Source organism: Actinosynnema sp. (assembly GCF_052038725.1).
The window spans coordinates 1-2,154 of the sequence record NZ_JBQGCX010001503.1 but is presented as its reverse complement, the minus strand read 5'-3'; the positions used below and the strand labels follow the sequence as shown (position 1 = coordinate 2,154).

At 75.1% G+C, this 2,154-nt stretch carries 2 protein-coding genes and 1 pseudogene; 2 read left to right on the top strand and 1 reads right to left on the bottom strand.

All coding sequences use genetic code 11. The annotated features are described in order from the left end of the window. Nucleotides 1-842: pseudogene (locus ACTUAL_RS31725) on the top strand (phosphoketolase); the annotation flags it as partial. Continuing rightward, nucleotides 839-1,930 carry an acetate/propionate family kinase gene (locus tag ACTUAL_RS31720; protein WP_440902802.1) on the top strand — a complete coding sequence of 364 codons (1,092 nt, stop codon included), beginning with the start codon at nucleotides 839-841 and terminating at the stop codon, nucleotides 1,928-1,930. The pseudogene ACTUAL_RS31725 and the gene ACTUAL_RS31720, both read left to right, overlap by 4 nt. A 6-nt stretch (nucleotides 1,931-1,936) precedes the next feature. Here ACTUAL_RS31720 and ACTUAL_RS31715 read toward each other — a convergent pair. Further along, nucleotides 1,937-2,154: hypothetical protein (locus ACTUAL_RS31715; RefSeq protein WP_440902801.1), on the bottom strand; the 218-nt coding region annotated here is incomplete at its 5' end.

The window sequence follows — 2,154 nt, the reverse complement described above, 5'->3', positions numbered from 1 at the left end:
AGATGTCCGGCGAGGTGCCGTGGCGCGAGCCGGTGGCGAGCCTGAACTACCTGCTCACCAGCGAGGGCTGGCGGCAGGAGCACAACGGCTACAGCCACCAGGGCCCCGGCTTCCTCAACAACCTGCTGACCAAGAAGGCCTCCACCGCCCGCGTGTACCTGCCGCCGGACGCGAACACCCTGCTGGTGACCCTGCGGGACTGCCTGGCCTCAACGGACCGGATCAACCTGGTGGTGGCGGGCAAGAACGCGGGCGCCCAGTGGCTGGACCCGCAGGCCGCCGAGCGGCACTGCGCGGCGGGCGCGGGCGTGTGGGAGTGGGCCTGCCACGGCGACGGCGACCCGGACGTGGTGCTGGCGTGCGCGGGCGGCGTCCCCACGGTGGAGGCGCTGGCGGCGGCGTCGATCCTGCGCGAGCGCGCCCCCGACCTGGCCGTGCGCGTGGTCAACGTGGTGGACCTGCTGTCCCTGGCCCCCGCCGACCGCCACCCGCACGGCCTGTCCGACGAGGCCTTCACGGCCTGCTTCCCCGAGGACGTCCCCGTGGTCCTCGCCTTCCACGGCTACCCCTCGGCCGTCCACGAGACCCTGCACGGCCGCCCCGGCTCCGACCGGTTCCACGTGCACGGCTACCTGGAGGAGGGCACCACGACCACGCCCTACGACCTGCTCGCGGCCAACCGCATGAGCCGCCACGACCTGGCCGCCGACGCGCTGCGCCGCGCCGGCCGTGACGAGGACCTGGCGAAGCGCCTGCTGGCCGAGCGCGACGACCTGGTCGCGGCGGCGCACCGCGACGGCGTGGACCCCGAGGAGATCACCGACTGGAGGTGGACCGCGTGAGCGCCGTCCTGACCGTCAACGCCGGGTCGAACAGCCTCAAGGCGCACCTGGTCGACCCCGGTGCCGAGGAGGTCCTGGACTCGGTCGACGTGGAGGGCCCACCGGACTCCGACGAGGCCCGCGAGGCCCTGGACGCCCTTCTGTCCGATGTGGACGACCTGGTCGCGGTGGCCCACCGCCTGGTCCACGGCGGTCCCGACCTGCGCGCGCCCGCCGTCGTCGACGACAAGTCCCTGGCCGCTGCCCACCGCGCGGAAACCCTGGCCCCGCTGCACGTTCCGCCCGCGCTGCGCCTGCTGGACGTGCTGCGCGACCGCCTCCCGGACCCGCCGCACGTGCTGTGCCCGGACACCGCGTTCCACGCCGACCTGCCCGAGGAGGCCACCACCGACCCGCTCCCGGCGCGGTGGCGCGAGCGGCACGGCCTGCGCCGCTACGGCTTCCACGGCCTGTCCTACCGCTGGGCCCTGGACCGCGCCGCCGAACTCCTGGACCGCCCGGCCGAGAGCTTGACCGTCCTGATGACCCACCTGGGCGGCGGCTGCTCGGTGTGCGCCGTGCGCGGGGGCCGCAGCGTCGACACCTCGATGGGCTTCACCCCGCTGGAGGGCGTGCCGATGTCGAAGCGCTCGGGCAGCGTGGATCCGGGGATGCTGCTGTGGCTGCTGCGCAACGGCGTCGACCTGGACGAGCTGGAACGGGGCCTGAACCACGAGTCCGGCCTGCTGGGCCTGTCCGGCGGGAGGTCCGGCGACACCCGCGACCTGGTCGCGGCGGCGGGGGAGGACCCGGCGGCGGCGCTGGCGCTGCGCGTGTTCGCCCACCGCGTCCGCCGCGAACTCGCCGCAGCCGCGACCAGCCTGGACCGGTTGGACGCGCTGGTGTTCACCGGCGAGATCGGCTGGGACCAGCCGGAGGTGCGCGCCGACGTCGTGGCGGGCCTGTCCCTGCTCGGCGTCCCCGGTGAGCTGATCCCGGACCGCGACGGCGACGGCCTGATCAGCCGGCCGGACGCCGCCGTGCCGGTGCTGCTGGTGCGCCCGCGCGAGGAGCTCCAGCTGTGCCGGGAGGCGCTGAAAGCGTTGTAGCGCAACCTAAGCGCCGTTCTCCGGCGCCAGCCCGACCAAGGCCCGGTGGATCGCCCCGAACGTGACGTCGTGGGCGTTCACCGGGGCGTCCGGGAACGCCACCACCACACCCCCGCTCGCCGTCGACCGCACGCGCGCCGCCACGACCCCCGGGAACACCGGCAGCCGGGCGGCGCGCGCGGCGTCGAAGTGGGTCCACCAGCCGAAGCAGTCCGGGAAGCCGC